Genomic DNA, 26,421 nt, shown 5'->3' with positions numbered 1-26,421 from the left:
GCCGAGTACACTTGAGCTAACAGAACACGTTCCCGGTCCGCCTTGCAACCTGAAGGTGGATTTGGCGTCCAAGGTTCAGCCCGGCCCGATTGGCCGGTTTTTTCAGGAGCGATCGTCCATGAAGATTCGTCTGCCACTGTTGGCGTTGGCCCTGGCTGCGAGCAGCCCGCTGGTGCATGCGCAGGTGCTGCAACCAGGTTTGTGGGAGCTGACCACCAGCAACATGCAGGTCGATGGCAAGCCGCTACCCGACATGCAGTTCATGCTCGGTCAATTGAAAAACCTGCCGCCAGAGCAGCGCGCGATGATGGAAGGGGTGTTGGCCAAACAAGGGGTGACGGTCGGTGGCAACGGCGTGCGTTCGTGCCTGACGCCAGAGCAGGTGGCAACCAACGACATCCCACTGCAGGACCCGAAGTCGGGCTGCACGCAGAAGATCACCGACCGTACCGGCAATGTGTGGAAGTTTCAGTTCAGCTGCCCCAAGGCACAGGGCACTGGCCAGGCCACCTTCCTCAGTGACCGGGAATTCACCACGCAGGTCAGTGGTACCTTCAACGCTTCGGGTGTGCAGCAGCAAGGCAGCATGAACACCCGTGCGGTGTGGCTGGGCAATGACTGTGGCACTGTCAAACCGCGCAGCTGACGTCCCATTGCCATTGGCTGATGGCGACCGCGTCGTGGGCATGTAGGCTTTCTGCATGCTCCACGCGCAGCTTGAACGCCGTGCTCCATTCCAACTGCCGTAGCGCCTTGTGCAGGCGTCGTGCGGCGTCCTCACAGAACATCAGGTTCTGCCCGTTGGCCAAGGCGAAGGCTTGCTCGTCCGCACGCTTCACCGCGGTCTGCACAGCGGTCCCCAAGCTTGCCTCAATACAATCGATCATTTCGGTGATGGGTAATACGTGCTCATTGCTGCGCAGCCTTACTTGAATGTGTGCGGTACTTCGTTGGCTGTGCGGCGTCGCCACAATACCTTCGGCGCTGCCAAGCCACTGCATTACTGCGGACTTTTCGACTTGGTCTTCGCTGAAGTCGTCCAGGAACTGCTGTTGGATCAGCTGGCGTGCTAGCGCAGCTGAGCATGGACAGGTAGAGGAGTAGGGTACGGAAACAGATAGTTCCACGTGGAACATTTCGTTTTCTAGCCGTGCATCGACCGAAACGGCGTAGTTTTTCCAGCCTGCCAAGGGGCTGATCAAGGCCGGCCTTTTCAGCAGATGCTCAAACCGCAGGCGCAGGTAGGCTGCCGAAGAAAGGCCTTCATGGCTGCTCAGGAAATCAGCCAGTAGCTGTCTGATTGCGAGTGGAGTGAGGGGCTGGCGCTCCAATGTCTCAAGGGCAAGGTAAAGTCGCGACATATGGATACCGCGTGAACTGCAGTCTACCAGGCTTACCCCTGCATCGATTTTGGCGGCTGCGGTGCGCCCTTCGAATTGCACAGGCAAGGCGATCCCGCACATGCCCACCCAGTCCAAAGGCAAGGTGTACTCCAGGGTTTGTGCTGCGATGTCGGGGAGCTTGAGCTGGGTCATCTGGCTTTCCAAACAAAAAGAGGCATCAGTGGCAACCGGCGATCAGGCTGCAATGCAGCTTGAAGCGCTGCCCACTGGAGCTGGATACGCGGTTCAGGGTGGTCCAGCCAACGCGACGGCTGTAACCCACCCAGGCTTCGCCATCGCTGGCCAGGCCGGTAAAAAAGGTCAACGTACCATAGAGGCTGTTGGTTTGTGCCCATAGGCGCCGGCTGGTGAAGTCGTAGCCGCGCAGGTAGAACGTATTGCCTTCGCTGCGCATGCTGTAATAGCTGCCTTTGCCGTCCTGGCAGGCAAGCAGTGTCGCGCTGCGTGTACACATCGCCAACGGGCTGTTCTTTGGCATGGCGATCAGCGAAGTAGGCATGGCGAGCAACAGCAACACCATGGCGCGCAGCAGATTCATTTTCATCCCCGGTGAATACTTGTCCGTCGAGAACGGCTTGGCGAAATTGTATTGTTACTTTATAACATTGTGCAATGCATCGTTTCGAATGCGCTCGCCTGAAGAGGTTTCGCCATGTCCAATCGTCTCCCTGTCACCGTGCTGTCTGGCTTCCTTGGCGCCGGCAAGAGCACTCTGCTCAACCATGTGCTGCGTAACCGCGACAACCTGCGGGTCGCGGTCATCGTCAACGACATGAGTGAAATCAACATCGACGCCAGCGAGGTGCAGCGCAACGTCAGCCTCAACCGCGCTGAAGAGAAACTGGTCGAGATGAGCAACGGCTGCATCTGCTGCACACTGCGTGAAGACCTGCTCGAAGAGGTTGCGCGGCTGGCCGAGGAAGGCCGCTTCGATTATTTGCTCATCGAGTCCACGGGTATCTCGGAGCCGCTGCCGGTTGCCGAGACGTTCACGTTTCGCGACGAGCAGGGCCGCAGCCTTTCCGACATGGCGCGGTTGGACACCATGGTCACTGTGGTCGATGGCCTGAATTTTTTACGCGATTACCAGGCAGCAGACAGCCTGGCCAGCCGTGGTGAAACCTTGGGCGAAGAGGACGAGCGGTCGATCAGTGATCTGCTGATTGAGCAGGTGGAGTTCGCCGATGTGCTGTTGTTGAGCAAGATCGACCTGATCAGTCAGCACGAGCGTGAAGAACTTATGGCCATTTTGCGTAGCCTCAACGCCCGGGCGCAGATCGTGCCCATGGTCATGGGCCAGGTGCCGCTGGCGCGCATCCTGGACACTGGCCTTTTCGACTTCGACCAGGCAGCTCAAGCGCCTGGCTGGTTGCAAGAATTGCGCGGCGAGCATATGCCGGAGACCGAAGAGTACGGCATCGCGGCCACAACCTGGCAGGGGCGGCGGCCACTTCATCCACAGCGCTTTTTCGATTTTATCCACAAGCCCTGGAGCAATGGTCGGCTGCTGCGTTCGAAGGGTTTTTTCTGGTTGGCCAGCAAGTACCAGGAAGCCGGTAGCTGGTCCCAGGCAGGTGGCATGATGCGTCACGGCCTGGCGGGCCGTTGGTGGCGTTTCGTGCCGCGCGAGCAGTGGCCGCAGGATGTGGATAACACTGCCGATATCTTGAAACACTGGCACGCCGAAACCGGTGACTGCCGGCAGGAATTGGTGTTCATTGGGCAGAATATCGACTTCAAAAAGTTATCCACAGAGCTTGAGGCCTGCTTGTTGACGGATGAAGAAATGGAGTTGGGACCTATGGGCTGGTTGCGTCTGCCTGATCCATTTGGCCCTTGGCACGAGGAGGCAGCATGAACCAGGCGCTCAAACCTGTGGATATCTTACAGGTGTTTGGCGAAACGCCGCTGGTGTTGACCGACGTGCTGCAGGACGGCGTGAACCTGGCGGTATGGCGCCGGCGCTTGCCGCCACAGCTGGAGGATTTTGCCGAGCTGGTAGTCAGCCTTAAGCAACCCCTGGCAGATCAGTGGGTAATCGAGGTGGACGAGCAGCAGATGCCGGTTTTGTCGGATTTGCTACGCGAAGCGGCGGACTTCCACGGTTACGAAGCATTCGTGGCCGATGTAGCCTGGCTGGTGGCGGCATATACCTGCCTGGTTGGCGCGCGGCGGGTCGGTTTGCGCCTGCGGGTGCTGACCGGGCCCATGTGCCCACGCTTTCATGTGGATAACGTGCCGTTGCGATTGCTCACCACCTACGCGGGCCCGGGTAGCGAGTGGTTGCGAGAGCAGGAGAGCCCACGCGGGGAGTTACACACAGCTCAAGTGCCTGTGGATAATATTCAGAAACTGCACGTCGGTGAAGTGGCTGTACTCAAGGGCGAGAAGTGGCAGGGCAACGAAGGTGCAGGGCTGGTGCACCGCTCGCCCTCGGGCCAGCAAGGGCGCCTGCTGCTCAGCCTTGACTGGCTAGCCTGACGGCGCATAGTGAGCCATCACCCCGCCTGAAGCCATCCCATGCTGCAGAACATTCCCACCCATGTGATTGCTGGCCCACTGGGGGCCGGCAAGACCACCCTGATCCGCCATCTGCTTGCCCAGCGCCCGGGCAACGAACGCTGGGCGGTATTGATCAACGAATTCGGCCTGGTTGGCCTGGATGCGGCCTTGCTCAGCCGTGACGAAGATGGCATCGCCATCGGCGAGGTTGCAGGCGGCTGCCTGTGTTGTGTCAACGGCATGCCGTTTCAGGTGGGCCTGGGCCGGTTGTTGCGCAAATCCCGGCCTGACCGGCTTTTTATCGAGCCGTCTGGCCTGGGCCACCCGCTGCAGCTGCTTGCTCAGCTGAAACAGGCTCCGTGGGCTGGAGTGCTGACAATCCAGCCGTTGTTGATGGTTGTCGATGCGCAATCCATGGCGCGAAACGAGCCGCTTCCGGAGGCCCAACAGCAGGCTTTCAACGCGTCTGAATACGTGGTTTTCAACAAGTCAGAGGCTGTGGATGAAAAATCTAAGTTGTTGATAACTAATAAATTTAACGATAAGAATGTGATGTGGTCGGTACAGGGCCAGGTGCCGCTATCAAGCCTTCCTGGTGCCCTGGTACAGATTGTCGACAGCCAATTTGAGGAAAACCAGATTGTCGACAATCTTGGGGGAGCCCCAACAATATTGTGGACAGACCCCAGCCAGCCGATCTGTCTTGCCCAAGAGGGGGAGGGAGGTTGGAGCATTGGCTGGCGCTGGCATCCCGCACAGCAGTTTTATCCACAGCGCCTACTGGCGTTCTTGAGGACCTTGCCATGGCGGCGTGCGAAAGGGGTTATCCACAGCCTGGAAGGTTGGCAGTCATTCAATGGGCTCAAGGGTGACATGCCGATGTGGCAGCCCAGTGAATGGCGAAGGGATAGCCGTATCGAGCTGATTTTTGATCAGCCGCAATCGCAACCCACGCTGCAAGCGGGGTTGAGCGAATGCCGCGTCAGGTGATCAATTGCGCCAGCGATTGTGCTCCTGGCGCCACTGCTGCATCTCGATGACATTGTCGGTGCGTGGCGGGGTCTTGATTTCGAACGGGTAGGGCGCCAGCTCGATCTGCACGCTGTGCGCGCCAAACTGGGTCACGGTACCGGGGTGGCGTTGCTCGCCGGTAACGGTGAATTCGAAGGCATAGATGCGTGCCAGGCGCTTGCGGCCATTGGCATCACGGACAAAGGCGATGCGCTTGAGTGCGACGGCATCGTCGAGCAGCTCCAGGTCGAGCTTGGCGCAGTGCTGTTTGACCCGTTCAAGGGCTTTTTCGCGCAACCCATGGTTGTGCCACAACCAGCCGCCAGCCGTGGCTAACAGCATCAGGACGAAGACATTCTCCAGGGTCAACATTTGCATATGCTCCAAACAGGTAGATCCAGCTTAACTGCGTCCCTGGCCTGTCGTACAGGTGGCAATCGAGTTCATACTGCGCTGCGCACAATCCTTGAAACAGCTTTGGAAACCCCCGCATGAAACGTACCCCGCACCTGCTCGCCATCCAGTCCCATGTGGTGTTCGGCCACGCCGGCAACAGCGCCGCGGTGTTTCCCATGCAGCGTATCGGGGTCAATGTCTGGCCACTCAATACCGTGCAGTTCTCCAATCACACACAGTATGGCCAGTGGGCGGGTGAAGTGCTTGCCCCGGCGCAAATTCCTGCATTGGTGGAAGGTATTTCCAACATTGGCGAACTGGGTCACTGCGATGCGGTGCTTTCTGGCTACCTGGGCAGTGCCGAGCAGGGGCGGGCTATCCTGGCGGGTGTCGAGCGGATCAGGGCGGTAAACCCGAAGGCTCTGTACCTGTGTGACCCGGTCATGGGGCACCCGGAGAAAGGCTGCATCGTGCCACAGGAAGTCAGCGAGTTCCTGCTCGACGAGGCGGCGGCGCGGGCCGACATCCTGTGCCCCAACCAGCTGGAGCTGGACAGCTTCTGTGGGCGCCGCGCGCAGTCGCTGGAGGATTGCGTGAGCATGGCGCGCAGGCTGTTGCAGCGTGGGCCGAAGGTGGTACTGGTCAAACACCTGGTTTACCCCGGGCGGGCCGAAGACCAGTTCGAAATGCTGCTGGTGACCGCCGAGCACAGCTGGCACCTGCGCCGCCCGCTGCTGGCGTTCCCGCGTCAGCCGGTGGGGGTGGGTGATCTGACCTCAGGCTTGTTCCTGGCCCGCGTGCTGCTCGGCGACAGCTGGGTGCAGGCGTTCGAATTCACCGCTGCAGCCGTGCATGAGGTGCTGCTGGAAACCCAGGCCTGCGCCAGCTACGAACTGCAGCTGGTACGGGCCCAGGACCGCATCGCCCACCCGCGGGTGCGCTTCGAGGCGCAGTTGCTGGCGTTTTAGATCGCGTCGGTTTTCAGGTCCTGGTAGCGCTTCTCCAGCTCTTGGCGGATCTGGCGGCGCTGCTGGCCTTGCAGGAAGCGGCGTTTTTCTTCGCTGCTGTGCGGCTGGCGCGGCGGCACCGGCACCGGGCGGCGATTGTCGTCGACTGCGACCATGGTGAAGAAACAGCTGTTGGAATGGCGCACCGAGCGCTCGCGAATGTTCTCGGTCACCACTTTGATGCCGACTTCCATCGAGGTGTTGCCGGTGTAGTTGACCGACGCCAGGAACGTCACCAGTTCACCCACGTGCACGGGCTCGCGGAAGATCACCTGGTCGACCGACAGGGTCACCACATAGCTGCCGGCATAGCGGCTGGCGCACGCGTAGGCCACTTCGTCGAGGTACTTGAGCAGGGTGCCGCCATGTACGTTGCCAGAAAAGTTGGCCATGTCCGGGGTCATCAGGACGGTCATGCTCAGCTGGGCGTTTCCAGGTTCCATAGTGTGCTCACGGTGAGGTTGCGCTGAATCGGGCGAATGGAGGGCGTTATCTGCTGACACTTCTGTTCCCCTCTTTTGAATTTGCCGTACGAATACGGGACGTTGCCTGACGCGCCATCGTCACGCTGATCATGCCATCAGCGGCGCTTTTCCAGCCGATCTGTTTCTGCATATTGCACCGGCTATTTGCGGCGAGGTGCGATGTTAACCTGAGTACGCCCATGCACCATGGGCTTTCCTGCACTCAATACAGTATGTACTTGCTGCTCGCTCAGGTTTGCCTTGGCAGAGGAGCGGTCTGCCCAGGCATCCATAAAAAAGACGAGAAAAGGAGTATCACGCCATGCATGCCATCAGCTTCATCCAGGACCTGGCAGTCATCATGATGGTCGCTGGCGTGGTCACCATTGTTTTTCACCGCCTCAAGCAGCCGGTGGTGCTGGGCTACATTGTCGCAGGCTTCATCATCGGCCCGCACACCCCGCCATTCGGCCTGATCCATGACGAAGAGACCATCAAGATCCTTGCCGAACTAGGGGTGATCTTCCTGATGTTCTGCCTGGGGCTCGAATTCAGCCTGCGCAAGCTGTTCAAGGTTGGCGCCACGGCGTTCATCGCGGCGTTCCTGGAAATCGTGCTGATGATCTGGATCGGTTTCGAGATCGGACGCTGGTTCGGCTGGAGCACCATGGACTCACTGTTCCTCGGCGCGATCCTGGCTATTTCCTCGACCACCATCATCGTCAAGGCACTGAACGACCTGAAGATGAAGAACGAGCGCTTCGCCCAGCTGATCTTCGGCGTACTGATCGTGGAGGACATCCTCGGTATCGGCATTATCGCCCTGCTGTCCGGCATCGCTGTCAGCGGCTCGGTCAGCTCGGGGGAAGTGTTCTCCACCGTAGGAAAATTGTCGCTGTTCATGATCGTTGCATTGGTCATCGGCATTCTGCTGGTGCCGCGGCTGCTGGCCTATGTGGCCAAGTTCGAAAGCAACGAAATGCTGCTGATTACCGTGCTTGGCCTGTGCTTCGGCTTCTGCCTGTTGGTGGTGAAGCTGGAATACAGCATGGTGCTGGGCGCCTTCCTGATTGGCGCGATCATGGCCGAATCGCGTCAGTTGCTGAAGATCGAACGCCTGATCGAGCCGGTACGCGACCTGTTCAGCGCCATCTTCTTCGTCGCCATCGGCCTGATGATCGACCCTCAGGTACTCGTCGATTACGCCTGGCCGATCGTGGTCATTACCTTGGCGGTGGTACTGGGCAAGATGCTCTCCTGTGGCATGGGGGCGTTCATTGCCGGTAATGACGGGCGCACGTCGCTGCGGGTGGGCATGGGCCTTTCGCAGATTGGCGAGTTTTCCTTCATCATCGCCGCGCTGGGCATGACGCTGCAGGTGACCAGCGACTTCCTATACCCGGTGGCGGTCGCAGTATCGGCCATCACCACGCTGTTGACGCCTTACCTGATCCGTGCGGCCGACCCGCTGTCGCAAAAGCTTGGCAATGTGGTGCCCAGCCGCCTGGCGCGGGTGCTTTCGTTGTATGGCGAGTGGTTGCGCAACATCCAGCCGCAGGGCGAGAGCGCCATGCTGGCCGCAATGATCCGGCGCATCCTGTTGCAGGTGGGGGTGAACCTGGCGCTGGTGATCGCCATCTTCTTCAGTGGTGGTTACTTTGCAGGGCGTATCGGCAACTGGCTCAGTGAGTGGGTCAGCGATGTCAGCCAGCAGAAGGCGATGATCTGGGGGGCGGCGTTGTTGCTGTCGCTGCCATTCCTGATCGCTGCCTATCGTAAGCTCAAGGCGCTGTCGATGCTGCTGGCAGAAATGGGCGTGAAGCCGGAAATGGCCGGGCGGCATACCCAGCGTGTACGCCGCGTGATCGCCGAAGTTATTCCGCTGTTGTCACTGCTGGTGATTTTCGTGCTGCTGTCGGCTTTGTCGGCGAGCATTCTGCCCACCAGCGAGTTGCTGTTGGTCATTGCCGTGGTGGCCGCAGTGGTGGTGGCCTTGTTGTGGCGCTGGTTCATCCGCGTGCACACGCGCATGCAGATTGCCTTGCTGGAGACGCTGGAAAACAGTCGCGAGAATACGCACTGAAGGGAGAAATGCTCCCTGCGCAAGATTTCATCGTCGTCCGAGGGGATGGAGCGGTAGCAATGTCGCCAGGCGCAGAAAGCCTGGCGATTCTAGCTACATTGATGGCACTGGGCCATAAATTTTCCTGTGCTTGTACCCGCCTCTTCGCGGGCTTGGCCGCTCCCACAGGTATCGCACAGGCGCTGCAGAGATTGAGATCAGCTCTCCAGCCACACATCCCGCGCCCAGTGCCACACCGACTCCCAGCTCTCTTCACCGGCGATTTCCTCTTCCGCATCCCAAAGCACCACGGTGCCGTCTTCTTCGACGCAGTAGTAGTTGTCGCCGTCCTGGCACAGCGGAATCAGGTCGCGCGGCACGCCGGCATCCCAGGCGTTGGCGGCGACGTCGGGCAGGTAGGTGTGCGACTGTGGGTCGGTGACAGTCACCGGCTCCAGCGAGCCATACACCACGTCGCTGACGGTCAGTAGAAACTCTTTGAACACGAACGGTATGTTGATGAACAGCTCTTCTTCGATTTCGACCAACTGGTCCTCGTCGGGAAGCTCTAGGGGCACCGGCACTGGCTGATTGGCTTCACGGAGTTGTTCGATCACTTCTTCCACGGTTCACTTCCTCTGACCTAGATGACAACGCTGCGCGTTATACCCTAGTAGGCCACTCTGGCAAAAGCAAAAACCCCGGGACAGGCCCGGGGTTTTTTGTACAGCACGCTGCGGTTAGCCGTTTTGACGGATACCGGCGACCAGCCAAGGCTGGTTCTCGCCTGGGGCGCGAACCATGTGCCAGCTTTCGCTGAACACTTCGCCCTGGTCGAAGCGCGAGTTCTTCGACACGCCACGGAAGGTCAGGGTGGCGTCGGTACGGTCGGCACGGTCGTCGATACCGTCCAGCTGTACTTCGAGGTTGTCGATGTAGGTGGACTGGAAGCCGTCACCCAGTTCAGCACGCTCACGCTTGAGGAACTCGAGCATTTGCGGGGTGACGAACTCGGTGATCTTGTCCATTTCGTTGGCATCCCAGTGCTGCTGCAGCGACTGGAAGTGGTTACGGGCAGCAGCCAGGAAGCTTTGCTCGTTGAACCAGGCCGGGGCGTTGATCACCGGGGCAGCGGCGGCAGGTGCAGCCGAACCACCAAACACAGATTGCTGTGCCGGCTGGTTGTGAGCTTCACGCTGCATCGGCGCATGGCCTGGCATGGCCATTTGCGGCTGCTGCTGGCGGCGGCGTGCGGCAATGAAGCGGAACACCAGGAAGGCGATGAGCGCCACGATCAGGAAGTCCATGATCTGGAAGCCCTCGAAACCGTCGCCCATGAACATGGACGCCAGCAGGCCACCGGCGGCCAGGCCGGCCAGTGGGCCCAGCCAGCGCGAAGCACCGCTGGCGGCCGGAGCTGCACGACCAGGTGCGGCAGCCGGTGCGGCGGCAGGCGTGGTTGGCGTAGCCTGGCGGGTCTGGTGGATAGGCGCGGAGCCCGAGCTCTTGCCGCCGCCGAAACGCTTGGCGTTGGCGTCCAGGCTCAGCGTCAGGCCGACGCAGAGCGCCAGTGCGATGCTAAGAAAACGTTGCATAAGTGGGATATCCCCTGTTGTGGATTGCACGCGCGTCATGGTGCACAGGTTCCAGGGCACATGACCAGCGACATAGTGTTTCGAGCTTTTGCCTGAATGTTACAAGGCCCCCCGGCAGGGCGGCCTTGGTCTTCAGATGGCTTCGAGCTTGGCGTACCCCAGCATCAGCCACTTGCTGCCTTCGGCAAAGTTCACCTGCACCCGTGCCTGGGCGCCCGAACCCTCGAAGTTGAGGATCACGCCTTCGCCAAACACCGCATGTTGCACACGCTGACCGAGGTTGAACGCTGTCTGCGGAATGTTGGCATTGGCGAACAGGTTGCTGTTGGTGGCCGTCTTGGCCCCACTGAACGGGCGGCTGACGCTGTTGGACAGGCGCACTTCCTGAATCAGGCCGGCCGGAATTTCACGTACGAAACGCGACACCTTGTTGTAGGTCTCGCTGCCATACAAGCGACGTGTTTCGGCGTACGTCATGACCAGTTGGCGCATGGCGCGGGTAATCCCGACATAGGCCAGGCGGCGTTCCTCTTCCAGGCGGCCGGGCTCTTCCAGGCTCATCTTGTGCGGGAACAGGCCTTCTTCCATGCCCACCAGGAACACATACGGGAACTCCAGGCCCTTGGCGCTGTGCAAGGTCATCAGCTGGACGCTGTCCTCATGCTCGTCGGCCTGGGTATCGCCGGCTTCGAGCGAGGCATGGCCGAGGAAGGCCGAGAGCGGCGAGAGATCGGCGTCTTCGTCGGTGGACTCGAAGTTGCGCGCCGCGCTCACCAGTTCCTCAAGGTTTTCTACCCGTGCCTGGCCCTTTTCACCCTTTTCTTCCTGGTGATAGATGATCAGCCCGGACTGTTCGATGGTGGTCTGGGTCATGGTATGCAGCGGCATGTCCGTGACCTTGGCAGCCAACCCCTCGATCAGCTCGATGAAGGCACCCAGGGCGCTGGCGGCGCGGCCCTTCATGGCCTTGGCCGCCAGCAGCTGGCACATGGCTTCCCACATCGACAGCTGGCTATGGCGGGCATGCTCACGGATGGCTTCGACGGTTTTCTCGCCAATGCCGCGTGGCGGCACGTTGATCACCCGCTCCAGGGCCGCGTCGTTGCCACGCCCTTCGATCAGCCGCAGGTAAGCCATGGCGTTCTTGATTTCGGCGCGTTCGAAGAAGCGCTGGCCACCATAGATGCGGTAGGGGATACGCTCGCGCAGCAGGGCCTCTTCCAGCACCCGCGACTGGGCGTTGGAACGGTACAGGATGGCGATTTCGTTACGCGCATTGCCCTGCTTGACGAGGCTTTCGATGGTTTCCACCACGTAGCGCGCTTCGTCGTGCTCGTTGTAGGCCGCGTACAGGGTCAGCGGTTCGCCTTCGCCCATGTCGGTCCACAGTTCTTTGCCCAGGCGCCCGGTGTTGTTGACGATCAGCGCGTTGGCGGCCTTGAGGATGCCGCCTGTGGAGCGGTAGTTCTGCTCCAGGCGGATCATTTCGGCGTCGGGGAAGTCGGCGGTGTACTGGTGGATGTTCTCGATCTTGGCACCGCGCCAGCCGTAGATCGACTGGTCGTCGTCGCCCACCGCCATCAGGCTGGCACCACCGCGCGCCAGCAGGCGCAGCCAGGCGTACTGCACGGCGTTGGTATCCTGGAATTCGTCTACCAGCACATGCTGGAAGCGCCGCTGGTAGTGCTCAAGCAGGCCCGGGTGGTCGCGCCACAGGTCCAGGGCACGCAGCAACAGTTCGGAGAAGTCGATGACCCCGGCGCGCTCACAGGCCTGTTCGTAGGCGGTATACACCTCGCGCATGGTCGCCAGGAACAGGTCGCCCCCAGCCTGTATATGCTGCGGGCGCAGGCCTTCGTCCTTCTGCCCGTTGATGAACCACTGGGCCTGGCGTGCCGGCCACTTCTGCTCGTCCAGGCCCAGCTCGCGCATGACCCGCTTGATCAGGCGCTGCTGGTCATCGCTGTCGAGGATCTGGAAGTTCTGCACCAGCCGCGCTTCCTGCCAGTGGGCCCGCAGCAGGCGATGGGCCAGGCCGTGGAAGGTGCCGACCCACATGCCTGCCGGGTTGATCCCCAGCAGTTGCTCGATCCGGTGGCGCATTTCTGCCGCCGCCTTGTTGGTGAAGGTCACCGACAGGATCGAATGCGGCGATGCATGCTCAACCTGGATCAGCCAGGCGATGCGGTGCACCAGCACGCGGGTTTTACCGGAGCCGGCGCCAGCAAGCACCAGTTGACGCCCGAGCTTGGCCGCGACGGCCTGGCGTTGAGCATCGTTGAGGGAGTTCAGCAGGAGGGAGAGGTCATCTGTGTGCATCGGGCCATTCTAGGGCGCAGCAGGGGAAGGGTAAATGGCACTGTATAAATATTCACCCTGGCAAACATACAAAGCGGCCACTACAGGCGATGCGCTTGCAGTGGCCACCGCGTCTACATCAATGGGTTTCCACGATGTCGGTGATGCAGGCGATCAGTTTACCGTCGTGGATAATGTCCACCTTCGGGATCTGGCCGTGCTCGTCTTGCGTTTCGAACATCACTTCCTTGTCGCAGGCAACCTGCATGAAGTTACCGTCCTGTTGGTGCAGCTCAAGCTCCAAGGCAATGGCCATGGATTTGTCCTGCATTCTGCGTTTGACCAGTACCGGGACTATGCCTGCATGACTCACGGTGATTGTGCCCTGCACCCGCAGGCGAGTGCCTGGTGGCATCTTGTCGTGATGGGCTTTCCAGTCTTTGCATTCGATGATCATTTCCATACTCCTGTCTTGGGAAGAGCGGTATGACCTTCCCAGGACAGAGTGCTTGCAGCACCTGCCCGCACAGCAGAGCGAAGCGCTTCAGCTGTACCAATGCCTGCCATGCCTGGCCAGCAGGCTACCGGCCTGTTCCGGGCCATTGCTCCCGGCGGCATAGTGGCGTGGCGCCTGAAAGTGTTCCTGCCAACCCTTTATTAACGGATCAATCCAGTGCCAGGCCGCCTCCACCTCATCGCGGCGCATGAACAGTGTCGAATCACCCTCCACGATGTCCAGCAGCAGGCGTTCGTAAGCTTCCCAGCGGCGGGTCTGGCTGAATACCTGAGCCAGGTTCAGGTCGAGCTCGACCGGTTCCAGCCGCATGCCCTTGCCTGGGCTCTTGGTCATCATGCGCAGGCTGATGCGCTCATCCGGTTGCAGCTGGATCAACAGCTGGTTGACCTGGCCACCGCTGAACAGCTCGTGGGGTACCGGCTTGAACTGGATGACGATCTGCGACGAGCGGCGCGCCATGCGCTTGCCGGTGCGCAAGTAGAAAGGCACACCTGCCCAGCGCCAGTTGTCGATGTGCGCTTCGATGGCCACGAAGGTTTCGGTATCGCTGTCGTTGTCGACGTCCTTTTCGAAGTAATAGGCCGGCACCTCCTGGCCGCCGATGTGCCCGGCACCGTACTGACCGCGCACGGTCTTGTCCTGCACGTCCTGGCCGGTGATGGGCTTGAGGGCCCGCAGGATCTTCACCTTTTCGTCGCGCACCGCTTCAGCCTCGAACTGCGCAGGTGGCTCCATGGCCACCAGGCACAGCAGCTGCAACAGGTGGTTTTGCAGCATGTCGCGGGTTGCTCCGGCGCGGTCGTAGTAGGCGCCGCGGTTCTCTACCCCCAGGGTTTCGCAAACGCTGATCTGTACGTGGTCGACCTGATTGTTGCGCCACACCGGCTCCAACAGAGCGTTGGCGAAGCGCAGGGCCATGAGGTTCTGCACGGTTTCCTTGCCCAGGTAGTGGTCGATGCGAAATACCTGGTTTTCGTCGAACACTGCGCCAATCGCTTCGTTGATGGCGGTGGCCGAGGCCAGCGAGTGACCAATCGGCTTCTCCAGCACGATGCGTGCTTCGGGGTCGGCCAGGCCTGCGTTACGCAGGTGGTTGGCAATCGGCACGAACAGGTTGGGAGCGGTGGCCAGGTAGAAAATGCGCGTCAGCCCGCCAGGTTCGCCCAGGTAGCGCGCCAGGCGACCGAAGTCTGCGCTTTGCGATGCATCCATGGGGAAGTAGTCGAGGCGCGCGGCAAACCGTTGCCATACGTCTTCGTCGAAGTCATTGCGGGCAATCTGCGCTCGGCAATGGCGTTCTGCGAGCTTGAGGTATTCGTTACGGCTTATGTTGCGGCGGGCGAGGGCGATGATGCGGACCGCGTTGTTCAGGCGCGCCTCGCGATACAAGTGATAGAGCGCCGGGAGGAGTTTGTGCAGGGCCAGATCGCCGGTGCCACCGAACACCAGAATGTCGCAAGGAATAGTCAAACCGCCACTCTCCACGTTCGTTTAACTGGGCGGGTTGGCGTCCATGTAGTATAACTACAAGAAAGCTACAACCCGGCCAGTCGATCATAACCGAGTCCAGCCCGTGAATCTGTTGCAACATATCGCCCAATCGCGCCACCTGCTGCGCAAATCGGAACTCAAAGTGGCCGACCACGTGCTGCTCGACCCGGCTGCGGTCATGCACAGCTCGATGGCCGACCTGGCGCACAGCGTGGGTATCAGTGAACCGACGATCGTGCGTTTCTGCCGTGCGATCGGTTGTTCGGGCTTCCAGGACCTGAAATTGAAGCTGGCGCAGAGCCTGGCCGCCGGGGCCAGTTTTGGTCAGTTCGCCATTCATGAAGACGACTCGGTTGCCGACTACAGCCTGAAGATTTTCGACACCACCCTGCACACGTTGATGGAAGTGCGCGAGCACCTCGACCCGCATGCGCTGCAACAGGCCGTGAGCGCCATGGCCCAGGCGCAGCGTGTGGAGTTCTATGGCTTTGGTGCATCCGGCGCGGTTGCGGCGGACGCTCAGCACAAGTTCTTTCGACTGCTGCTCAGTGCGGCCGCGTATTCCGACCCGCACATGCAGGCGATGTCGGCAGTAACCTTGAGGCCTGGCGATGTGGCGGTGTGCATTTCCCAGTCGGGCCGTTCCAAGGACCTGCTGATCACCGCCAACCTGGTGCGTGAGAGCGGTGCCAACCTGATTACCCTTTGCCCAAGCCAGACGCCGCTGGCCGAGCTGTCGACCGTGAACCTGGCGATAGACGTGCATGAAGACACCGAAATCTACACCCCGCTGACCTCGCGTATCGCTCACCTGGTGGTAATCGACGTCCTGGCCATGGGCGTGGCCATGGCGCGCGGCCCGAGCCTGGTCAACCACCTGAAAAGCGTGAAGCGCAGCTTGCGCAGCCTGCGTTTGTCGCCCAAGTCGATCAAGGCTACAGACGACTGAATTCAAACCTGTAGCGGCCTCTTCGCGGGCTTGCCCGCTCCCACAGCAATTGCACCGATTCAAAAAGGTGCACAGTACCTGTGGGAGTGGGCGATCCGCGAAGAGGCCGCTACAGGCAGTAAAAATTCACGATTTTGTCACCATCCCACAGCCAAACCGTAAACCTTCATGGCCAGTCTGAAACTCCCGCATCCTATCTGGGAGACAGGCAATGGCACGTGACCACGACGGCATCTACCAACCCAACGCCAAAGCTCGCAAGCAGCAGGAAAAAGATCAGCGCCGCATGGAATACCGCCGCGCGATCGAGGTGTATTGCGACCAACGTCAACTGCTGCGCGACCTGGTGGACTATCCCGAGTTGCAAGCACTCACAGTGTGGCAGTCTTCAGCGGCAACTTCCCCGAAAAACGCTCAACAAGCGCGCTGATCAGCGCACGTTCGCTGCGGATGAACGCCAGAAATGCCAAGGCCACCGGCGACTGCCGCTTGGCCTTGGACTGCACCACGCACCAGCTGCGGTACAGCGGCAGCTCTTCCACCGGTAGCTCCTTCAGCGCACCGGTGGCCAGTTCCAGGTTGACCGCATGGCGGGTCAGCAGTGCAATCCCCAGGCCGGCGATCACGCACTCGCGCTGGGCGTCGGCCGAGGCCACCTCCAGGGTCTGGGTGAAATGCACGCGCTTGTCCTTGAAATATTCCTCGCAGGCCTTGCGCGTACCTGAGCCTTGTTCGCGTACCAGCAGGGTATGAGGCTCCAGGTCCTGAAGGCGCAGCTGGTCCAGCTTGCACAGCGGGTGCTCGGGCGGTGCCACGGCGATGATCGGGTTGTTGAGGAACGGCAGAAATTCCAGGCCCATGTCCTGCGGCACCATCGACATGATGATGATGTCGTCGCGGTTATCCGAAAGGCGGCGGATGGCCTGGGCGCGATTGACCACCGTCAGGGTCAGGTTGACCTCCGGGTGACGCTGCTTGAAGGCGGCGAACAGGTGTGGCACGAAGTACTTGGCGCTGGACTCGATCGCCAGTTTGAGCTGCCCCTGCAATGAGCCCTGCATGTCCGACAGCTGCATGTCCAGGCTCTCGAGGCGCCCGAAGATGTCGCGGCTGGCGCGTTGCAGGGCTTCGGCCGCTTCGGTCAGGTAGAGCTTCTTGCCCACGTACTCGAACAGCGGCTGGCCGATTAGCTCTTCGAGCTGGCGGATCTGCAGACTGACGGCGGGTTGTGTCAGCGACATCTCTTCCGCTGCACGGCTATACGAGCGCAAATCGCACACCTCATTGAAGATCTGCAATTGACGCAAAGTCATACGCATCAATGACTTACGCATTTTTACTCGCCCTTCGGCAACACCTTGTAACTGCACTATAAGCTTTTACTAATGCTGCCTCTAACAAATATTGATTTTTGTTTATCGACCTACAGCGCTAGGGTGAATACGCGACTGGCCAGCAACGCCTGGTCACGCGCCGACCGGTAGAACCGGCTCGACTGTTCCTACGGCTTTGGGAAGACTCCAGTGATAAAAAAAATCCTGATCGCCAACCGAGGTGAAATCGCAGTTCGGATCGTGCGTGCCTGCGCCGAGATGGGCATACGCTCGGTAGCGATCTATTCCGACGCCGATCGGCATGCCTTGCACGTCAAGCGCGCCGACGAAGCCCACAGCATTGGTGCCGAGCCGCTGGCCGGTTACCTGAACCCGCGCAAGCTGGTGAACTTGGCTGTGGAAACCGGCTGTGATGCCCTGCACCCGGGCTATGGCTTCCTGTCGGAAAACGCTGAACTGGCAGAGATCTGCGCCGAGCGCGGGATCAAGTTCATCGGCCCCGCCGCAAACGTCATTCGCGGCATGGGCGACAAGACCGAAGCGCGCCGCACCATGATTGCCGCCGGTGTGCCGGTAACTCCGGGCACCGAAGGCAACGTTGCCGATATTCATGAAGCCCTGAGCGAAGGTGAGCGCATCGGTTACCCGGTGATGCTCAAGGCCACCTCCGGTGGCGGTGGCCGCGGTATTCGCCGTTGCAACAGCCGCGAAGAGCTGGAACAGAACTTCCCACGGGTGATTTCCGAGGCTACCAAGGCCTTTGGTTCGGCCGAAGTGTTCCTGGAAAAGTGCATCGTCAACCCCAAGCATATCGAGGCACAGATCCTCGGTGACAGCTTCGGCAACGTGGTGCACCTGTTCGAGCGCGACTGCTCGATCCAGCGCCGTAACCAGAAGCTCATCGAAATTGCTCCAAGCCCCCAGCTCACGCCCGAGCAGCGCGCCTACATCGGCGACCTGGCGGTACGTGCGGCCAAGGCGGTGAACTACGAGAACGCCGGCACCGTGGAGTTCCTGCTCGCCGATGGCGAGGTGTACTTCATGGAAATGAACACCCGGGTGCAGGTGGAGCACACCATCACCGAAGAAATCACCGGTATCGACATTGTCCGTGAGCAGATTCGCATCGCGTCGGGCCTGCCGCTGTCGGTGAAGCAGGAAGACATCCAGCACCGCGGTTACGCGTTGCAGTTCCGCATCAACGCGGAAGACCCGAAGAACAACTTCCTGCCCAGCTTCGGCAAGATCACCCGTTACTACGCCCCCGGCGGCCCGGGTGTGCGTACCGATACAGCGATCTACACCGGCTACACCATTCCGCCATTCTACGACTCCATGTGTCTGAAACTGGTGGTGTGGGCGTTGACCTGGGAAGAGGCCATGGACCGCGGCCTGCGAGCCTTGGACGACATGCGCGTGCAAGGGGTGAAGACCACCGCCGCGTACTACCAGGAAATCCTGCGCAACCCGGAATTCCGTAGCGGGCAGTTCAATACCAGCTTCGTCGAAAGCCACCCTGAGCTGACCAACTACTCGATCAAGCGCAAACCCGAAGAGCTGGCCCTGGCCATCGCCGCCGCCATCGCCGCCCACGCAGGCCTGTGAGGAAACCTATAATGTCCAAGAAAATTCACGTAACCGACACGATCCTGCGCGACGCCCACCAGTCCCTGCTGGCCACCCGCATGCGTACCGAAGACATGCTGCCGATCTGCGACAAGCTCGATAAAGTCGGCTACTGGTCGCTGGAAGTCTGGGGCGGCGCCACCTTCGACGCCTGCGTGCGCTTCCTCAAGGAAGACCCATGGGAGCGCCTGCGCAAGCTGCGCGCAGCCTTGCCCAACACCCGCCTGCAAATGCTGCTGCGCGGCCAGAACCTGCTGGGCTACCGCCACTACAGCGACGACGTGGTCAAGGCCTTTGTCGCCAAGGCTGCGGTAAACGGCATCGATGTGTTCCGCATCTTCGACGCCATGAACGACGTGCGTAACCTGCGCGTGGCCATCGAAGCGGTCAAGGCCGCCGGCAAGCACGCCCAAGGCACCATCGCCTACACGGTCAGCCCTGTGCACACCATCGACGCCTTTGTTGCCCAGGCCAAGCAGATGGAATCCATGGGTTGCGACTCGGTGGCAATCAAGGACATGGCCGGCCTGCTGACCCCATTCGCCGCTGGTGAACTGGTCAAGGCGCTGAAGGCCGAGCAGTCGCTGCCGGTGTTCATCCACTCCCACGACACTGCCGGCCTGGCCGCCATGTGCCAGCTGAAAGCGGTGGAAAACGGCGCCGACCACATCGACACCGCGATCTCCAGCTTCGCCTGGGGCACCAGCCACCCGGGTACCGAGTCGATGGTTGCTGCGCTCAAGGGCAGCGAGTTCGACACCGGCCTGGACCTGGAGCTGCTGCAGGAAATCGGCTTGTACTTCTACGCCGTGCGCAAGAAGTACCACCAGTTCGAAAGCGAGTTCACCGCCGTGGACACCCGCGTGCAGGTCAACCAGGTGCCGGGCGGCATGATTTCCAACCTGGCCAACCAGCTGAAAGAGCAGGGCGCGCTCAACCGCATGAACGAAGTGCTGGCAGAGATCCCGCGTGTGCGTGAAGACCTCGGCTTCCCGCCGCTGGTGACGCCGACCTCGCAGATCGTCGGCACCCAGGCGTTCTTCAACGTGCTGGCCGGCGAGCGCTACAAGACCATCACCAACGAAGTGAAGCTGTACCTGCAAGGCGGTTACGGCAAGGCCCCGGGTGTGGTCAACGAGCAGCTGCGCCGCCAGGCCATCGGCAGCGAAGAAGTGATCGACGTGCGCCCGGCCGACCTGCTGAAGCCAGAGATGACCAAGCTGCGTGCCGACATCGGCGCCCTGGCCCGCAGTGAAGAAGACGTGCTGACTTTTGCCATGTTCCCGGACATTGGCCGCAAGTTCCTCGAAGAGCGCGAAGCCGGCACCCTTACCCCGGAAGCGTTGTTGCCAATTCCAGAGGCTGGCGCCGTTTCTGCGCCAGGCGGTGAAGGCGTCCCGACCGAGTTTGTCATCGACGTGCACGGCGAAACCTACCGTGTCGACATCACTGGCGTTGGCGTGAAGGCCGAAGGCAAGCGCCACTTCTACCTGTCGATCGACGGCATGCCGGAAGAAGTGGTGTTCGAGCCGCTCAACGAGTTTGTCGGCGGCGGCAGCAAGCGCAAGCAAGCCACCGACCCGGGCCACGTCAGCACCAACATGCCAGGCAACATCGTCGATGTACTGGTCAAGGAAGGTGACGTGGTCAAGGCTGGCCAGGCCGTGCTGATCACCGAAGCCATGAAGATGGAAACCGAAGTGCAGGCAGCCATCGCCGGCAAGGTCGTGGCCATCCATGTGGCCAAGGGCGATCGCGTGACGCCGGGTGAGATCCTGATCGAGATCGAAGGCTGAGATAAGCCTTCATCTACAAGCGATTAACCTCTGGGGGGCGGATGCTCCCCTTTTTTTGTGCTGTATTTGCCGGCCTCTTCGCGGGACAAGCCCGCTCCTACAGGTACGACACTGCCCTCAAAAGCAGTGGTAAACCTGTGGGAGCGGGCTTGTCCCGAGAAGAGGCCAGTGAGACCCGTACAGCTATCAGCCGTTGCGGCATGCTTCAAGTGTATTCACCTGCCCCTCGGGCCGCTGATTCTCCTCGCCCAACCACCGCTCGAACCCCGCAGCCACTGCTGGCCATTCATCATCGGTAATCGAATACCACGCCGTATCGCGGTTATGGTCCTTCACCACCAGGTGCTTGCGGAACACCCCTTCGTAGACGAAGCCGAACCGTTCCGCTGCGCGCTTGGAGCGGGCATTGGCATTGTTGCACTTCCACTCCAGCCGGCGGTTGCCCAGTCCGAAGCCCAGCTTGCCCAGCAGGTACACCGCCTCGGTGCCCTTGGGTGTGCGCTGCATGGCGGCGCCGAAGGCGATGTGGCCGATTTCGATGCGGCCGTGGTCGGGCACGATCGACATCAGGCTGAGAATGCCCTGGGCCTGGCCGCTGGGGCGGTCGATGACGGTGTAGAACAGCGGGTCGCGTCCTGCGGCGTTACCCTCCAGCCAACGGTCGAAGGCGACACGTTCGGCGAACGGGCCATAGGGCAGGTAGTCCCACAGCACCGGGTCGGCGGTTGGGCCTTGCAGCACTTCCCAGAGGTCGTCGCCATGGCGCGCCGGGTCGAGCTTTTCCAGGCGGATGAAGCGGCCGTCAATGGGCTCGGCCTCGGGCGTTGCGGCGGGTTTCCAGTTCAATGCGTCTGTCATGTTCGGCCTACAAGCCTTTGCGGAATTGGATGAAGCCCGAGCGCTCGGCAACCTGCTGATACAGGCTGATGGCGGTGGCATTGGTTTCGTGGGTCAGCCAGTGCACCTTGATGCAGTTGTCGGCCTTGGCTGTGGTGTAGACGTGCTCGATCAGCTGGCGACCAATGCCCAGGCCACGTTGCGAGCTGTCCACGTACAGGTCCTGCAGGTAGCAGGAGTTTTCGATGCTCCAGTTGGAACGATGGTAGATGAAGTTGACCATCCCCACCGCCTTGCCATCGACCCAGGCCAGTGCCGAATGGGTCGGCTCACTTGGGTCGAGCAGGCGCTGCCAGGTGCTGAGGCTGACTTCATCGGCCAACTCGGTTTCATAGAAGTGCAGGTAGGCCTGCCACAGGGCGAGCCAGGCGGCATGGTCTTGGGCGTTGACGGGGCGCAGGGTAACGCTGGGCATGGGGCTATTCCTTCACAGTTGGCGCATGTGCGCCGCGAGTTGGTTGTCCAGTTGATCAGGGCTGGCGCTCAGGCCTTCACGCACGCCGGAGATGTCTTGCTCGGAGCGGTTCTGGCTGAGCTTGCGCGCGCCTTGCAGGCGGGCGATGGGCAGGCGGATACCGACGATGGCGCGGAGCATGCCCTCGATGTAGTCAGCCGGGGCGTCGGTGACGCTCCACGGTTCGTTGCGGCCTTGTTCGTGGCGCTCGGTCAGGCGGCTTACGATAGCGAGCAGAGGCTCGGCTTCATGGATGACTTCGGCCGGGCCATAGGCGTGTACGGCCAGGTAGTTCCAGGTCGGCACGACCTTGGGGTTATCGGCTTTGCTTGGGTAGTAGCCGGGGCTGACATAGGCATCGGCGCCGGGGAAGACCAGCAGGGCTTCGCCACCTTGTGCCAGGTCCTGCCATTGGCGGTTGGCCCGTGCCAGGTGTGCATAGACGGTGCCGAACTCGCCTTCGCCTGTGTCGACCAGTACCGGCAGGTGTGTGGCCAACAGGCCTTGTTCGCCTTGGCTGACCAGCACGGCCAGGCGGGTGTCGAGCATGTGCTGGTGCAGGCGGCCGAGGTCGTGTTCCTGGTGGGGTTTGCTGTTGTACATGCTCGGTTTCCTTGTGCAATGGTGCCATCCTAGGCAGGCTATTGGTTCTGGGTAAGAGCCATTACTGCCTGTTTTCATAGGTCCAATGCCATGAGTGATAGCCCCCTTGTTTTGCCTTTCGACCCTTCCGGGATCGCCCTGGATCGCCGCCGCGGGCTCAGCCAGCAGCTGTACCAGGCGCTGCGCGCGCGAGTGCTGGACGGCCGCTTGAGCAGCGGTACCCGGCTGCCGGCCACCCGCGAGTTGGCCACCATGCTGGTGCTGTCACGCAACAGCGTGGTGCGGGCGTATGACCAGTTGTACGCCGAGGGCTACATCGAAAGCCGGGTGGGCGATGGCACCTATGTAAGCCGGCTACCAAAACTATCCACACAAGTATCCACAGGGTTATCCCATGGGTTATCAACAGGCTTATCCACAATTTCATTAAAAGACACTGAGGATTTATCCAGCAACCGACGTTCCAGTGCAGCTTTGCAGCGGCTGAAAACCAACCACTTGCCGCCGCCAAGAAGCGGCCAGCCGCGTGCTTTTCGCGTCGGTATTCCCGCATTCGACCTGTTCCCGTTTGACGTCTGGGCCAAGCTGCAGGCGGGTTTCTGGCGTAATCCGAGCCCCGCACAACTGGGTTATGGCGACCCGGCGGGCGAGCCGATGCTGCGCGAACTGATCGCTGCCTACTTGCGTCGCTCGCGTGGGCTGAGTTGCATGGCTGAACAAATTGTGATCACCAGTGGTGCACAGCAGGCCATCAGCCTTTGTGCACAGTTGCTGTTGCAGCCGGGCGACGGTGTGGCTGTGGAAAACCCGGGGTATCGGGCGGCCGGTCACGCCTTCGCAGTGGCGGGTGGCCAGTTGTACGGCGTACCGGTGGATGAAGAGGGGATGGACTGCGCCCGGCTCGGGCAGTTGGGAGACTGCCGGTTGGCTTATGTAACGCCTGCTCACCAGTACCCGACCGGGGTAACCATGAGCCTGGCGCGTCGCCTGGAGCTGCTGGCCTGGGCTGACCGCAACGATGGCTGGATCATCGAGGACGACTACGACGGCGAGTACCGGTACAGCGGCGCGCCTTTGGCTCCGTTGGCGGCGCTCGACCGGCACGGGCGGGTACTGTACGTCGGCACCTTCGGCAAGATTGCCTTCCCGGCGCTGCGCCTGGGCTATCTGGTACTCCCACCGCAGTTGGCGCAGGCGTTCAGCCAGGGCAAGGCGCTTTCGGTGCGCCATTCTGAGGTCAGCAGCCAATGCGTGATGGCCGAGTTCATCGCCCGCGGGCACTTTCAGCGGCACATCCGGCGCATGCGCAAGGCAGCGTTGAGCCGACGCAATGTGCTCAAGGCAGGCTGGCCTGTGGATATTCCAGGTTTGGGCGCCATGCCGGCAGTGGCGGCCGGGCTGCATGTGAAGGTCGATGTGGATAACTTTGCGCGGGAGCAGGCCCTGGTGGCCAAGGCTGAAGCGGTGGGTGTGGAGGTTACGCCGCTGAGTAATTTCTGGTTGGCGGACAGCGAGGTGCCTGTGGATAAGCGAGCGGGGCTGGTGCTGGGCTTTGCGGCGGTGCCGGAGGGAGAGATTGCCGAGGCACTGATGAAACTGCGAAAGGCCTGGAGAAGGTGAATGGGGCCGCTATGCGGCCCAATCGCCGGCAAGCCAGCTCCCACAGAGCCCGCGTGGCATGCGATCAATGTGGGAGCGGGCATGCCCGCGAAGCAGGCGACTCAGGTGCCGGATTTGATCCGCGTCCAGGCCCGGGTCCTGGCCCGCTCTGCATCCCTCGCCAATGGCTTGAGGGTATACAGCTTGGCCATCGCCTCCGCCGTCGGGTACAGGTTGGGGTTGTTGCGAATCGCCGGGTTCACCTTGTCGGTCGCATCCTTGTTCGGGTTGGGGTACCCGACAAAGTCGCTGATCGGCGCAATCACCTCCGGCCGCAGCAGGTAATTGATGAACGTGTGGGCATCTTCCGGGTTGGCCGCATTCTTTGGAATCGCCAGCATGTCGAACCAGATCGGCGCGCCTTCCTTGGGCAGGCGCATGTCCACCACCACGTCGTTCTTGGCTTCGCGGGCGCGGTTGGCGGCCTGCGAGAAGCTGCCGCTGTAGCCCACCGCCACGCAGATATCGCCATTGGCGATGTCTGCCATGTACTTCGAGGAGTGGAAGTAGGTGATGTACGGGCGAATCTTCAGCATCAGTGCCTCAGCCTTCTTGTAGTCGGCCGGTTTGTCACTGTTCGGTGGCAAGCCCAGGTACTGCAGGGCCAGGGGCAGAATTTCCGAAGGGGAGTCCAGCAGGGCCACCCCGCACTGCTTGAGCTTGGCGATGTTCTCTTCCTTGAAGATCAGGTCCCAGCTGTCTACCGGCGCATTGTCGCCGAGTGCCGCCTTGACCTTGGCCGGGTTGAAGCCGATCAGCACGGTGCCGTACATGTACGGCACGGCAAACTTGTTGCCCGGGTCGTTGGCCTCGATCAGCTTCATCAGCGCCGGGTCCAGGTGTTGCCAGTTCGGCAGCTTGCTGCGGTCCAGCGGCTGGAATACCCCGGCCTCGATCTGCTTGGCGAGGAATACGTTGGACGGCACCACCACGTCATAGCCGGAGTTGCCGGTGAGCAGCTTGGCCTCCAGCGCTTCGTTGGTGTCGAAGATGTCGTAGATCAGTTTGACGCCGCTGTCCTTCTGGAAGTCGGTCAAGGTCTGCGGGGTGATGTAATCGAACCAGTTATACACACGCAAGGTGCGCTGCTCGGCCTGGGCTTGCAGGGCACCGGTGAACAGGGTGGCAGCGATGAACGGAGCGAGCAGACGCTTGAGTCGGACCATTACCGGGCTCCTGGCTGGGCGCGCTGGAAGCCTTCCAGCACATTGACCGCGTTGATACCGATTTCTTCCACAGCGTAGCCGCCTTCCATCACGAACAGGGTCGGCTTGCCGAGCTGGCCGATGCGCTTGCCCATTTCCAGGTAGTCCGGGCTGTCCAGCTTGAACTGCGAAATGGGGTCGTCCTTGAAGGTGTCCACACCCAACGAGACGACCAGCACGTCGGCGTCATAGCTGGCGATGCGCTGGCAGGCGTCTTCCAGGGCGGCGTTCCAGGCGGCCCAATCGCTACCGGCCGGCAATGGGTAATTGATGTTGCAGCCCTCGCCGGCACCTTCGCCGGTTTCGTCGGCATAGCCGAGGAAGAACGGGAACTCGTCCTGCGGGTCGCCGTGGATCGAAGCGAAGAACACGTCGTCGCGGCTGTAGAAGATGTCCTGGGTGCCATTACCGTGGTGGTAGTCGACGTCGAGGATGGCGACTTTGCGCTTGCCCTGGTCGAGGAACGCCTGGGCGGCGATGGCAGCGTTGTTCAGGTAGCAGTAGCCGCCCATCACTTCACCTGCGGCGTGATGCCCTGGCGGGCGGCACAGCGCGAAGGCCGAATGGGCGCCTTGCTGGATCGCTGCCTGGGCGGTAAGGGCAACTTGGGCTGCGCTGTACGCCGCTTGCCAGGTGCCCGCGGTAATCGGCGCACCGGCATCGAAGCTGTAATAGCCCAGCTCACCGTGCAGGCCAGTGGGTTTTACCTGGCGCAGGGTGCGAGCAGGCCAGGTGAACGGCAGCAGGTCGCCTTCCTGGCCCAGTGCAGCCCAGCGGGCCCAGGCGCCTTCGAAGAAATTCAGGTAATCGGCGCTGTGGATACGCAGCAATGGCGCCCGGCCGAAGTCGGTAGGGGCCTGGATATCACCGAGGTTGCGCTTTTTCACCTGGTCGAGCACATGGTCGGCACGCGAAGGCATTTCGAAACAGGGCATCAGCTTGCCGTCGATCAGCTCACAGCGGCCGTGGTGCAGGCGGTGGTCATCGGAATAGATCGTCAGCATTGTTGTTCTCCGGGTGGGTACTGGCGTGGGTCCATTGTCATGGGCAGGTCAGTAGCGGAGAACGACGCAAGTGGCCAAAAGGGGATCGATGTGGCCAAGGTTGATTGGCCTGTGCTGGCCCTATCGCCGGCAAGCCAGCTCCCACCAG

The 26,421-nt window shown here is 61.1% G+C and carries 26 protein-coding genes; 11 read left to right on the top strand and 15 right to left on the bottom strand.

Annotated features, from left to right (window positions below; all coding sequences use genetic code 11):
- Positions 1-118: 118 nt before the first annotated feature.
- Positions 119-646, top strand: coding sequence for a DUF3617 domain-containing protein (locus tag MRBLPB4O_RS27570; RefSeq protein WP_016502287.1), 528 nt, complete (start codon positions 119-121; stop codon positions 644-646).
- Here the strand turns inward: MRBLPB4O_RS27570 and folE2 are convergent.
- Positions 630-1,535, bottom strand: a complete 906-nt coding sequence (folE2, locus tag MRBLPB4O_RS27565) for a GTP cyclohydrolase FolE2 (protein ID WP_341797169.1) — start codon at positions 1,533-1,535, stop codon at positions 630-632. The two genes, MRBLPB4O_RS27570 and folE2, sit on opposite strands and share 17 nt — an antisense overlap.
- 25 nt (positions 1,536-1,560) lie before the next feature.
- On the bottom strand, positions 1,561-1,941 hold the full coding sequence (locus MRBLPB4O_RS27560) for a glutamine synthetase (RefSeq protein ID WP_341798940.1): 381 nt from the start codon (positions 1,939-1,941) through the stop codon (positions 1,561-1,563).
- Between the two features lie 114 nt (positions 1,942-2,055).
- On the opposite strand from MRBLPB4O_RS27560, the gene zigA reads away from it, so the two are divergent.
- The 3 genes from zigA to MRBLPB4O_RS27545 are packed head-to-tail and all read left to right on the top strand — an operon-like array spanning position 2,056 to position 4,895.
- Positions 2,056-3,261, top strand: a complete 1,206-nt coding sequence (zigA, locus tag MRBLPB4O_RS27555; RefSeq protein WP_341797168.1) for a zinc metallochaperone GTPase ZigA — start codon at positions 2,056-2,058, stop codon at positions 3,259-3,261.
- Positions 3,258-3,884, top strand: coding sequence for a DUF1826 domain-containing protein (locus MRBLPB4O_RS27550; protein WP_341797167.1), 627 nt, complete (start codon positions 3,258-3,260; stop codon positions 3,882-3,884). Before zigA ends, MRBLPB4O_RS27550 begins: the two co-directional genes overlap by 4 nt.
- Before the next feature lie 39 nt (positions 3,885-3,923).
- Entirely contained in the window at positions 3,924-4,895 is a 972-nt protein-coding gene (locus MRBLPB4O_RS27545; protein ID WP_341797166.1) for a CobW family GTP-binding protein, read from the top strand.
- Here MRBLPB4O_RS27545 and MRBLPB4O_RS27540 read toward each other — a convergent pair whose 3' ends face one another.
- Positions 4,896-5,288: a DUF3301 domain-containing protein gene (locus MRBLPB4O_RS27540; protein ID WP_016489878.1), complete on the bottom strand. Its 393-nt coding sequence runs from the start codon at positions 5,286-5,288 to the stop codon at positions 4,896-4,898.
- 119 nt (positions 5,289-5,407) lie between these two features.
- Between MRBLPB4O_RS27540 and pdxY the strand changes: the two genes are divergently transcribed.
- Positions 5,408-6,280 carry a pyridoxal kinase PdxY gene (gene pdxY, locus MRBLPB4O_RS27535; protein WP_341797165.1) on the top strand — a complete coding sequence of 291 codons (873 nt, stop codon included), beginning with the start codon at positions 5,408-5,410 and terminating at the stop codon, positions 6,278-6,280.
- On the opposite strand, the gene MRBLPB4O_RS27530 is transcribed toward pdxY, so the two are convergent.
- On the bottom strand, positions 6,277-6,762 hold the full coding sequence (locus MRBLPB4O_RS27530; RefSeq protein ID WP_003253263.1) for an acyl-CoA thioesterase: 486 nt from the start codon (positions 6,760-6,762) through the stop codon (positions 6,277-6,279). The two genes, pdxY and MRBLPB4O_RS27530, sit on opposite strands and share 4 nt — an antisense overlap.
- 343 nt (positions 6,763-7,105) lie before the next feature.
- Between MRBLPB4O_RS27530 and MRBLPB4O_RS27525 the strand changes: the two genes are divergently transcribed.
- Positions 7,106-8,866 (top strand): cation:proton antiporter, encoded by a 1,761-nt coding sequence (locus tag MRBLPB4O_RS27525; protein WP_341797164.1) that lies wholly within the window; start codon positions 7,106-7,108, stop codon positions 8,864-8,866.
- Positions 8,867-9,063: 197 nt separating this feature from the next.
- Here the strand turns inward: MRBLPB4O_RS27525 and MRBLPB4O_RS27520 are convergent, their stop codons facing one another.
- The 5 genes from MRBLPB4O_RS27520 to zwf all read right to left on the bottom strand — a co-directional run bounded on the left by MRBLPB4O_RS27520 (position 9,064) and on the right by zwf (position 14,725).
- Entirely contained in the window at positions 9,064-9,471 is a 408-nt protein-coding gene (locus MRBLPB4O_RS27520) for an SMI1/KNR4 family protein (RefSeq protein WP_016502277.1), read from the bottom strand.
- 114 nt (positions 9,472-9,585) lie between these two features.
- On the bottom strand, positions 9,586-10,440 hold the full coding sequence (locus MRBLPB4O_RS27515) for a TIM44-like domain-containing protein (RefSeq protein WP_016502276.1): 855 nt from the start codon (positions 10,438-10,440) through the stop codon (positions 9,586-9,588).
- 132 nt (positions 10,441-10,572) lie between these two features.
- Positions 10,573-12,759 carry a DNA helicase II gene (gene uvrD / locus MRBLPB4O_RS27510; protein ID WP_341797163.1) on the bottom strand — a complete coding sequence of 729 codons (2,187 nt, stop codon included), beginning with the start codon at positions 12,757-12,759 and terminating at the stop codon, positions 10,573-10,575.
- 118 nt (positions 12,760-12,877) lie between these two features.
- A complete protein-coding gene (locus tag MRBLPB4O_RS27505; RefSeq protein WP_341797162.1) occupies positions 12,878-13,195 on the bottom strand; it encodes a hypothetical protein in 318 nt (105 codons plus the stop codon).
- An 87-nt stretch (positions 13,196-13,282) separates the two neighbouring features.
- Positions 13,283-14,725 carry a glucose-6-phosphate dehydrogenase gene (zwf, locus tag MRBLPB4O_RS27500; protein WP_234226221.1) on the bottom strand — a complete coding sequence of 481 codons (1,443 nt, stop codon included), beginning with the start codon at positions 14,723-14,725 and terminating at the stop codon, positions 13,283-13,285.
- Positions 14,726-14,828: 103 nt separating this feature from the next.
- On the opposite strand from zwf, the gene hexR reads away from it, so the two are divergent.
- Entirely contained in the window at positions 14,829-15,695 is an 867-nt protein-coding gene (hexR, locus tag MRBLPB4O_RS27495) for a transcriptional regulator HexR (protein ID WP_016489869.1), read from the top strand.
- Positions 15,696-15,906: 211 nt separating this feature from the next.
- Positions 15,907-16,125, top strand: coding sequence for a hypothetical protein (locus MRBLPB4O_RS27490; RefSeq protein WP_080889157.1), 219 nt, complete (start codon positions 15,907-15,909; stop codon positions 16,123-16,125).
- Here MRBLPB4O_RS27490 and MRBLPB4O_RS27485 read toward each other — a convergent pair.
- Positions 16,067-17,029, bottom strand: coding sequence for a LysR family transcriptional regulator (locus MRBLPB4O_RS27485; RefSeq protein WP_063422551.1), 963 nt, complete (start codon positions 17,027-17,029; stop codon positions 16,067-16,069). The genes MRBLPB4O_RS27490 and MRBLPB4O_RS27485 overlap by 59 nt on opposite strands.
- Before the next feature lie 189 nt (positions 17,030-17,218).
- Between MRBLPB4O_RS27485 and MRBLPB4O_RS27480 the strand changes: the two genes are divergently transcribed.
- Both MRBLPB4O_RS27480 and oadA read left to right on the top strand, forming a co-directional pair.
- Positions 17,219-18,634 (top strand): acetyl-CoA carboxylase biotin carboxylase subunit, encoded by a 1,416-nt coding sequence (locus MRBLPB4O_RS27480; RefSeq protein WP_016502270.1) that lies wholly within the window; start codon positions 17,219-17,221, stop codon positions 18,632-18,634.
- Between the two features lie 11 nt (positions 18,635-18,645).
- Positions 18,646-20,451: a sodium-extruding oxaloacetate decarboxylase subunit alpha gene (gene oadA, locus MRBLPB4O_RS27475; RefSeq protein WP_341797161.1), complete on the top strand. Its 1,806-nt coding sequence runs from the start codon at positions 18,646-18,648 to the stop codon at positions 20,449-20,451.
- A gap of 186 nt (positions 20,452-20,637) precedes the next feature.
- Here the strand turns inward: oadA and MRBLPB4O_RS27470 are convergent, their stop codons facing one another.
- Genes MRBLPB4O_RS27470 through MRBLPB4O_RS27460 form a run of 3 tightly spaced genes read right to left on the bottom strand, consistent with a single transcriptional unit; the run spans position 20,638 to position 22,405 of the window.
- Entirely contained in the window at positions 20,638-21,309 is a 672-nt protein-coding gene (locus MRBLPB4O_RS27470; RefSeq protein ID WP_341797160.1) for a GNAT family protein, read from the bottom strand.
- 7 nt (positions 21,310-21,316) lie between these two features.
- Positions 21,317-21,763 (bottom strand): GNAT family N-acetyltransferase, encoded by a 447-nt coding sequence (locus MRBLPB4O_RS27465; RefSeq protein ID WP_341797159.1) that lies wholly within the window; start codon positions 21,761-21,763, stop codon positions 21,317-21,319.
- A 12-nt stretch (positions 21,764-21,775) separates the two neighbouring features.
- Positions 21,776-22,405 carry an FMN-binding negative transcriptional regulator gene (locus tag MRBLPB4O_RS27460; protein ID WP_341797158.1) on the bottom strand — a complete coding sequence of 210 codons (630 nt, stop codon included), beginning with the start codon at positions 22,403-22,405 and terminating at the stop codon, positions 21,776-21,778.
- A 90-nt stretch (positions 22,406-22,495) separates the two neighbouring features.
- On the opposite strand from MRBLPB4O_RS27460, the gene MRBLPB4O_RS27455 reads away from it, so the two are divergent.
- The gene (locus MRBLPB4O_RS27455; protein WP_341797157.1) at positions 22,496-24,025 is read left to right on the top strand and encodes a PLP-dependent aminotransferase family protein; all 1,530 of its coding nucleotides are present in this window, start codon (positions 22,496-22,498) and stop codon (positions 24,023-24,025) included.
- A gap of 101 nt (positions 24,026-24,126) precedes the next feature.
- Here the strand turns inward: MRBLPB4O_RS27455 and MRBLPB4O_RS27450 are convergent, their stop codons facing one another.
- Positions 24,127-25,230 (bottom strand): polyamine ABC transporter substrate-binding protein, encoded by a 1,104-nt coding sequence (locus MRBLPB4O_RS27450; protein WP_016502264.1) that lies wholly within the window; start codon positions 25,228-25,230, stop codon positions 24,127-24,129.
- Positions 25,230-26,273 carry a histone deacetylase family protein gene (locus tag MRBLPB4O_RS27445; protein WP_341797156.1) on the bottom strand — a complete coding sequence of 348 codons (1,044 nt, stop codon included), beginning with the start codon at positions 26,271-26,273 and terminating at the stop codon, positions 25,230-25,232. The genes MRBLPB4O_RS27450 and MRBLPB4O_RS27445 overlap by 1 nt, the downstream gene beginning before the upstream one ends.
- Between the last annotated feature and the right edge of the window lie 148 nt (positions 26,274-26,421).

The sequence above is a fragment of the Pseudomonas sp. LPB4.O genome (genome assembly GCF_038383825.1).
Taxonomy (GTDB): Bacteria; Pseudomonadota; Gammaproteobacteria; order Pseudomonadales; family Pseudomonadaceae; genus Aquipseudomonas; species Aquipseudomonas putida.
This window is presented reverse-complemented; position numbering and strand designations above follow the sequence as displayed.